This is a genomic window from Flavobacterium sp. 22659 (assembly GCF_052044235.1).
Lineage (GTDB): Bacteria > Bacteroidota > Bacteroidia > Flavobacteriales > Flavobacteriaceae > Flavobacterium > Flavobacterium johnsoniae.
On the sequence record NZ_JBQEMU010000016.1, the window covers coordinates 138,683 to 147,099 of the forward strand.

Annotated in this window: 5 protein-coding genes; 1 reads left to right on the plus strand and 4 read right to left on the minus strand. The window is 33.6% G+C overall.

Annotated features, from left to right (window positions below):
* Positions 1-27: 27 nt before the first annotated feature.
* The 3 genes from ACTJIW_RS16280 to ACTJIW_RS16290 all read right to left on the minus strand — a co-directional run bounded on the left by ACTJIW_RS16280 (position 28) and on the right by ACTJIW_RS16290 (position 6,101).
* Positions 28-2,457 (minus strand): TonB-dependent siderophore receptor, encoded by a 2,430-nt coding sequence (locus ACTJIW_RS16280; protein ID WP_440714890.1) that lies wholly within the window; start codon positions 2,455-2,457, stop codon positions 28-30.
* A gap of 105 nt (positions 2,458-2,562) precedes the next feature.
* On the minus strand, positions 2,563-3,711 hold the full coding sequence (locus ACTJIW_RS16285) for a PepSY-associated TM helix domain-containing protein (RefSeq protein WP_440714891.1): 1,149 nt from the start codon (positions 3,709-3,711) through the stop codon (positions 2,563-2,565).
* A gap of 86 nt (positions 3,712-3,797) precedes the next feature.
* Entirely contained in the window at positions 3,798-6,101 is a 2,304-nt protein-coding gene (locus ACTJIW_RS16290) for a TonB-dependent siderophore receptor (RefSeq protein ID WP_440714892.1), read from the minus strand.
* 228 nt (positions 6,102-6,329) lie between these two features.
* On the opposite strand from ACTJIW_RS16290, the gene ACTJIW_RS16295 reads away from it, so the two are divergent.
* The gene (locus tag ACTJIW_RS16295) at positions 6,330-7,514 is read left to right on the plus strand and encodes an MFS transporter (protein ID WP_440714893.1); all 1,185 of its coding nucleotides are present in this window, start codon (positions 6,330-6,332) and stop codon (positions 7,512-7,514) included.
* A gap of 65 nt (positions 7,515-7,579) precedes the next feature.
* Here the strand turns inward: ACTJIW_RS16295 and ACTJIW_RS16300 are convergent, their stop codons facing one another.
* A complete protein-coding gene (locus ACTJIW_RS16300; protein WP_440714894.1) occupies positions 7,580-8,080 on the minus strand; it encodes a DUF6265 family protein in 501 nt (166 codons plus the stop codon).
* Positions 8,081-8,417 lie beyond the last annotated feature (337 nt).

Below are 8,417 nucleotides of genomic sequence, written 5' to 3' on the forward strand. Positions count from 1 at the left end.
TGGGGCTTTTAAAATTTTTAAGCTGAATTAGAATTTATAAGTAAAACTAGCAGCAACGTTTCTTGGTTTCTGCGGATTTACTGTAGACCATCCTCCGTTAAAGTAATCTTTATTGGTAATATTATTTACATTTAAGCTTACGCGGAATTTATTTGAGTTATAGAAAACAGATCCGTTGATAACAGTGTAAGCAGGAAGAACAAATTTTCCTGTAACATCACTGTCTAAAACAGCATTATCACTGGCATAATTTCCACCAAATCCAAGTCCGAAGTTTTCTAATGCACCTTCATCAAATTTATAAGTAGTCCAAAGATTTACCAGGTTTTTTGGCCCTGCCCAGAAAGGTCTTTTTCCTTCATCTAACCAAACGTTGTTTATATCTCCTTTGGTAATTTTACTTTGATTGTAGCTGTATCCGGCAATAATGCTGAAATTTTTTGATACTGCAGCATTCAAATCAAATTCAAATCCCTGACTTCTTGCTTCACCGCCTTGTGAACTATACATTGGATTGCTGGTAACTAAATTAGCAACATTAATATCATAATAACTAGCGGCAGCAGTTACTTTATCTGAAAATAAATCAGCTTTAATACCAGCTTCTAATTGATCAGCATGTTCCGGTTCAAAAGTTTTTGTTCCAATTACATTTCCGCTTCCGTCATAAACCAATCCTGGTGCAATATTTCTAAAACCATTCATGTAATTTGCAAAAACAGATAATTGATCCTGAATTGGCTGATAAACTACTCCAAATTTTGGAGAAAGTACTGTTTGATTATAATTATCTGTATCTTTTTTGATATTTCCTTCATTATCAAAATAATCTACCCTTAAACTCGCCATTACTAACAAAGCAGGCGTAATGTTTAAAACATCTGAAACATAAGCGCTGTAAGCTGCATCTTTAGAATTATAATCCGGCCCCGGTGCAGAAGCTAATAATTTATCTACTGATGTCTGGCTTAAATTGTAAGGATTTGCAGGATCCAGCTGTCTTACTTCACCCTGAGGTGTAACGTTATAAAGATGTGCATAACCTGAACCTCCAAACATTAAATTTCTTTCAAAATAATCTAAACCTGCCACAAGACGATTTCTCATTTTTCCAATTTTGAAATCTCCAATAAAATTCTGCTGGATATCAGTTGTTGCAGTTTGAGAATTTTCTTTTGTGATCCAGAAAGCAAAATCTCTATTCCCGTCTTCATTGTCAGACATGTAAGAGTAATATCCTTTTGATTTAGTTGAAGTTCTTGAAAGAATAGTCTGCGAAGTCCATTGGTCAGAAATCTTATAATTCATCTGAGCCTGCAGATTGAATCTCGGATTTTTCATTGGTAAATCGTTGCTGTAAAAAGATAGTTTTGTATTGTAGTTTAAATCATTTAAATCAGCATACTGAAGTTTTGAGTACTGGCCTAAAAACAATATAGGTGATGCTGCTTTTTCTTCGGCCATAAATTCAGTATTAATCAAGAAAGACAATTTTTCATTTACTTTATAAGAAAGGGAAGGAGCAACAAAAATTGAAGTTCTATACCCAGCGTCCTGAAAACTGTTTTCTGTCTGGTAAGCCGCATTAATTCTAAAAGCCGCATTATCATTATCGTCAAGCGGTGTATTAATATCTGCAGTAACTCTGTTTAAGCCAAAGCTTCCTGCTATATATGAAACTTCACCGCCAAAACCGCTGTATGGTTTTTTAGTAACAGTATTAATAAGACCGCCGTAGCTTACTAAACTGCTTCCAAATAAAGTTCCAGATGGTCCTTTGATGACTTCGATACGTTCGATATTTGCCGGATCTAAACTTCCTCTTGTTAATCCAGGCAGTCCGTTTACAACATTGGCCTGAACTTCAAAACCACGTAATGAATAAAATGAACCTCCATCACCGCCACGTCCTGTAGACTGCCATAATTTTTGAATTCCCGGAACATTCTTTAAAGCATCATCATAATTTGTAATTACCTGTTCTTTCATTAATTCTGATGAAACAATATTGTAAACCTGAGGATTTTCAACGTTTTTTAGAGGCATTTTTGATACAAAGCTGCTTTGTTTTGGAAATGCTTTGCCTCTGGAATTGGTAACAATAATTTCTTTTAACTGTTTATTTGAAACTTTCAGCTGTAATTTTAATGACGATGTTTCGCTTGCAGAAACAGTAACATCTTGTTCCAGAGTTTCGTAACCTGATAATGAAACCTGAACAGTATAAGTATTTGGTTTTACTCGGTTGAATTCAAAAGAACCATCTTCTTCAGAAACAGTTCCGTATTTTGAGTTTTTTAGAATGATGTTTACGCCAATTGCAGGTTCGCCATCAGACGTTGTAATGTTTCCTTTAATTTTTCCGTTAGTCTGTTGAGCGTTTACAGTGCTTGTAAAAATAAAAAGCAGGGCTGTTAAATACATAAAACGCTTCATGCTGCGGTTAAAATAATTCATGATTTTTTTCTTTTTAAGTGGATTACGGGGGGATGTGTAAGATTGGTAAAAACACCGCAAATGTAGAAATTATAATTTTTTTAACAATACTGTGAACCCTTATAATTACTTCGTTTTGTTGGTTTTTTTGTTATTTCTTCCCCACCAGATTAAAAAACCGGTAACTGGTAAACTTGCACAAATCAGGCTGGCAAAAAAGGCGAGTACTTTTCCCGGAAATCCAAGAATACTTCCAACATGCAGATCATAATTAATAAACCGAAACTTCTCACCATTATTCTTCTCGTGATAAGTCTCAATTTTTAAAGGTTTGGCTGTATAACGATCAAATTCAATAGAGACATCATCAAAACGATTATTGTATCTTATAAATGTGCTAAATGTTGCCAGTGAATCTTTTTCTTCAGGTACAAACAAATAAAAACTTTTTGCTTTAGGCTGTGATTGTCTAATGGAAGCATAAATCTTATCAGTGGGCATTTTTTTAGTGTATTGAGTAGTATCAGAAACGAATCTCTCGTTTTCAAACGTCTTTCCACCATTAAGCAGCCATTGTACCCCTTTATCATAAGACTGAAATGCCCAGACTAATCCTGTCAAGGCGATTAGTAAAGCAAAAAGCATCGAATAGAATCCGAGAATATTATGTAAATCGTAGTTCTTGCGTTTCCATTTAGTACTGTTTTTCCATTTAAACGAAAAACGTTGTTTAGCCGCCTGCTTGTTTTTGGGCCACCAAAGTATAAGACCGGTAATAAGCGAAATAATAAATACAATAGTTGCCGTTCCTACAATTGGATCTCCAATATCGCTGTTGAGACATAATGTTTGATGCAGCATTCGAACAAAAACAAAAAACTCGAAATTATAATCTTCTTGTTTTTTTACATTTCCGGTAAAAGGATCCAGATAGAGATAAGTATTATGATATTGATTCCAGTACCAAAACGCATCTTTGTCTAATTCTTTATAAAACCAGATAACTACAGTACGATTATCATCGCTAAACGTCCTGCATCCTGAAAAAGATTGTTTAGGATAATCAGAATTTGCATTTTTTGCAATTTCAATTAATTGGCTTAAAGGTAATTTTTTGTCCTTTATCTGATCTACGTAATAATAATCATGAACAATAGGACGTAATTCTTCTTCAAAACAATACAGGCATCCTGTAATACCCAATATAACTACAATTAAACCGGAAGATAATCCCAGCCATAAATGGATTTTTAGAATTAATTTTTTAAAAGTCATTTACTAAGATTTATAAATAAAATGTTTAACAAAAAGAAACACCTCCGTTGTATTACAGAGGTGTTATTTTAAGAAAAAAAATGACTTTAGAATTTTAATGTCAAATTAACTAAGAAGTTTGTTGGAGATTGAGAGTTTCCATAAAAATCCCAGTATTTTTCGTTTGAAAGATTGTTGAATTTAAGTCCGACTCTCCAGGTAGGCTGATCGTAAAATACAGTAGCATTTGCCGTAGTATAAGAAGGAATGTAAAAAACATTGTCATCAAACATATAACTTTTTCCAACATAATTAATTCCAAATCCAGCTCCTAAACCTTTTACAGTGTTTTGTAAGGTATAAGTTGTCCAGAAATTTGCAACGTTTTCTGGAGCTCCAACAGCTTTTTTGCCAGTAGCAGGAATTGTATTGTCATTAAAAGCATATCCGACAATAATGTTAAAACCGTTAATTGGATTAGCAATTAATTCAAAGTCAAAACCTTTACTGACTTGTTCTCCATTTTGATAAGCAAAACCATTATTGTCATATTGTACTGCATTGTCAATTTTGATATTATAATAACTTAAAGTAGTACTTAATTTTTTATTGAATGCTTCAACCTTAACACCAGCTTCATATTGTACGGCATATACTGGATCTAAAATCAATCTAGTAGCATCTGGTTGTGTAGCAGGAGGCGAATTTTGAAATCCGTTCATGTAATTTCCAAAGATCGAAACCTGATCTTTAACAACCTGATACACTAATCCTAATTTTGGAGATAATGCCGTTTGATTGTAACCTTCTGTACCTTCAACAGTATCTAGTTTATAGTTGTCTAAACGTAAACTAAGCATTGCTGATAATCTTTCAGTAAAATTAATAACATCCGAAGCGTAAACGCTAAAAGTCTTATTGGTAGTAACTGGATATGCAGTTTGTTTTAATGTAGCATCTACCGTTTTTCTTCTCATAGGATCAAAAGGAGTTCTCACGTCTATAGTATCAATATACGCTGTTGCTCCAGAAGAGAATCCGCTTTTATTAAAATTGTAATTTGCACCAACTAATAGTTTATGTTTAATACTGCCTGTTGCAAACTGGCCGTTAATATTTTGCTGAATATTAGTGTAATTGTCATAAATAGGTCCCCAGTTTCCAACTCTTCTTGCCGCTTGGTATGGGTTTAACCAAAGCGTATAAGTCTGATAACTACGATCTACGTTTTCTCCCATAAAAGAGAATAGAGTAGTAGATTTCCAATTTTCTGATATTTGATATTCTGCCTGAGCGAAAACTTTATTTGCAGAAGTTTTAGCATCATTATCATCATAGAATAATGATTTTTTGTAGTCAATTTTCAAATCACCAGGGTTTGTAATTCCGGAAGCAGCATCATATCTATGATAAGTACGTCTGGTATTGTTTGAACTGATGTATTCAGCATCGATATTAAAAGTAAGTTTTTCGTTTGCTTTAAAAGTTAAACTTGGAGTAACGGCAACCGTATTATTGAAGCCATAATCTAAAAAGCTTTTTTCTCTGTTAACTGCAGCATTTATTCTAAATAATACCGTTTTTTCTTCATTTAAAGGTGTGTTAATATCTGCAGTAAAGCGATTTAAGTTAAAACTTCCCGTAGTATAAGAAACCTCTGTTGCAGTTGTTTCAAAAGGTTTTTTGGTAACAAGGTTTACAACACCTCCAAAAGATGAAATAGTAGAACCAAATAAAGTTCCGGATGGACCTTTTAAAATCTCAATTCTTTCTACGTTAGCAAGATCAGTAGAAGAACGGTTAGTTGAGGTTTCCATACCATTTCTGGCATTAATTCCAGTAGTAAATCCTCTAAAAGTTACAGCAACACCTCCTGAAGGATACGTAACAGGAACTGCTCCGGGTGAGTTCTGTACTGCACTTTTAATATCTACAGAAACCTGCTCTAAAAGAAGTTCTTTATGTATAACGTTATAAACTTGTGGATTTTCCAGATTTGTTAAAGGCATTCTGGCAACATAATCTGTTTTTTTAGACAAAATGCTTTTTTTGTTGTTTATGACAACCTCTTTTAATTCTTTGTTAGAAACTTTTAACTGCAGATTTACAGTAGTTGTTTCGCTTTCAGCAACAATTACTTCGCTTTCAAGGGTTTCGTATCCTGTTAAGGAAACTTGTAAAATATAAGTGTTTGGTTTTACTCTGTTAAATTCAAAATTTCCGTTCTCATCAGAAACTGCCCAATATTTTGAGTTTTTTAAAATAATATTTACTCCGGCAGCCTTTTCTCCATCTGAAGTTGTGATGGTTCCTTTAATTTTTCCATTTTGCTGTGCAAACGTGGTTAAGAACGTAAAGACAAAACTAATTGTCATTAGAAAACGTAATGTTTTCGGTCTAAGATATTTCATTGGTTAAAAATTGGTTTGTAATTAAAATTTATTTAGAATAAATAAAAACAATACAAATGTAGAAATTATTGTTTTTTTTACAAATAATATTTAAATTCATTTGTTTTTAAGCCTTACAAGGTTAAATAAGAAAGAAAAGTCTTTTATTTTTTCTGAAATAAAACCGAAAAATTGGATGTATTTATTAAAGTGTGAAACCGACAATAATTCGTTTTAAAAGCTTTATTTTTGCAGTCTGAAATAAAAGAATTCATGATTTTACCTTTTTTCAAAAAGATTCAAAACACGCCTAGAGGATATCGAATAGCAAATACTGTATTTTTCTTTCTTTCTGGTTTTGGTTATTCTTCGTGGGTTTCCAGAATTCCGCATATCCAGGCGCAGCTGCATTTATCTGAAGCTGAATTTGGAGCTGTTTTATTTGCTTTTCCAATAGGTTTAATGCTTACAATGCCGTTTACCGGAAAGCTGTTAAACAAGTACAGCAGCCGTTATATTATGCTGCTTGGAGCAGTTATGTTTAATGTAGCTTTGTCTTTGCCTGGTTTAGCCGCGTTTGTCTGGCAGCTGGTTATTATACTTTTGTTTTTTGGAGCTTCGCGTAATATTTTCAATTTGTCAATAAATGCACAGTCTCTTGAAGTGCAGAAACTCTATCCAAAATCGATTATAACACGTTTTCATGCAGTTTGGAGTATTGCTGTTTTCTCAGGAGCGGGTTTAGGTTATGTAATGGTAACGCAGAAAATTGCTCCATCACATCATTTATTGGGAGTAAGTATTTTTATGCTGGCTCTTACAGCTTGTTTTTACCCAATGAGTATTCATAATGAACCTGTTCCGGTTAAAAAGAAGTTTTTTTCGATGCCGGAAAAGAATCTTATAAAGTTTGCCTTGATTTGTTTCGTGTCTATGGCCTGTGAAAATACGATGTATGACTGGAGCGGTATTTATTTTGAGAATATCTTAAAGGCTTCTCCAAAATTAACAAGTGCTGCTTTTGTATTTTTTGCGTCGGCAGTAACTTTAGGACGTATATTTGGCGATTATGGCGTAATGAAATTTGGAACTAAAAAAATCCTGCTTTACAGCGGAATTTTAATCACTGCTGGTTTTGGTCTTTGTTTTATCCTGCCGTATGCTTACCCAACTATTTTTGGTTATGTTTTAATAGGGTTTGGAGTTTCTTGTGTGGTGCCACTGGTGTTTAGTATTGCCGGAAGATCTTCAAAATTAAGCAGCGGATCTGCTTTGACTTCTATATCTACAATTGGTTATCTTGGTTTTTTACTAGTGCCGCCAATGGTTGGTTTTATTTCAGAATATCTAAGTATGAAATGGGCGTTTTTGATTATGGCGCTTTTAGGAATTGTGATGATTTTTATGGTGAATAAGATAGGGGAGAATGAGTGATTTTTTTTAAGTCGCTAAGTTGCTGAGGTTTTGAGATTCTAAGTTTTTTTGCTTGTAAATCTATCTTATCGCTTTTTCATAATAAATTTCTCGGTATAAGGTTTGCCTTTTTTCAAACCTGAAATTTCTGCTATTAGCGAATCTTTCTCAACCAGATTGTAAATGATTTTATTTGGATAATCGTGTTTTTGGTTTTCAAAAACAATCTGATTATCTGCAGCCGAGGTCATTTCAAAACTTACGGGCAATTCCTGATTCTGCCCCGGAACTGTTACTATATAAGCTAATTTTCCGTTTGCTTCCTCAAGACGTACATGTTCTGCAAAAACGGTATCATTTTGTCCCACAACAAAATAGGATTCTCCTAAATAAACCGAATCATTTTCTTTTTTCCATCGTTCAGTAAGTTCGCCGTCTGCCGATTTATTTCCCCATTCGCCAATAAACCATTCGGCTTTTGCGAGTTTAGAATAGGTTTTTGCGGGAGTTTCTGGTTTGGTTTCTTTTTTGCAAGATGCGAAAATGGCTAAAGTCAAAACTGTGAAGAAAATGGTGCATGATTTCATAATTCGTTTATTTAAAACCAAATTGGTATTATCAAATATATAATAAATATTTGGTATTTAGATTGTTGCGATTGTTTTAGCAGATTGCCATTTCTTGTTACAAAAATTGCCCGAACCTATGGTTCTTTTGTATTGGGGAACATTTTGTTGTAACCGGATTAAAATCCGGCCCTACAATATTTTCGAACCTATGGTTCTTTTTAATCGAAATTCCGTAGAAAAAAATAATATTGCAGCAAGTTTTGTATTCGGGAACATTTTGTTGTAACCGGATTAAAATCCGGCTCTACAATATTTTTCGAACGGATGGTTCTTTTTAATCGAAATTCCGTAGGAA

Excerpts from the sequence above, each read along its gene's own strand:
- ACTJIW_RS16280 (WP_440714890.1), bottom strand. The coding sequence starts at position 2,457 with ATGAATTATTTTAACCGCAGCATGAAGCGTTTTATGTATTTAACAGCC.
- ACTJIW_RS16285 (WP_440714891.1), bottom strand. The coding sequence starts at position 3,711 with ATGACTTTTAAAAAATTAATTCTAAAAATCCATTTATGGCTGGGATTA.
- ACTJIW_RS16290 (WP_440714892.1), bottom strand. The coding sequence starts at position 6,101 with ATGAAATATCTTAGACCGAAAACATTACGTTTTCTAATGACAATTAGT.
- ACTJIW_RS16300 (WP_440714894.1), bottom strand. The coding sequence starts at position 8,080 with ATGAAATCATGCACCATTTTCTTCACAGTTTTGACTTTAGCCATTTTC.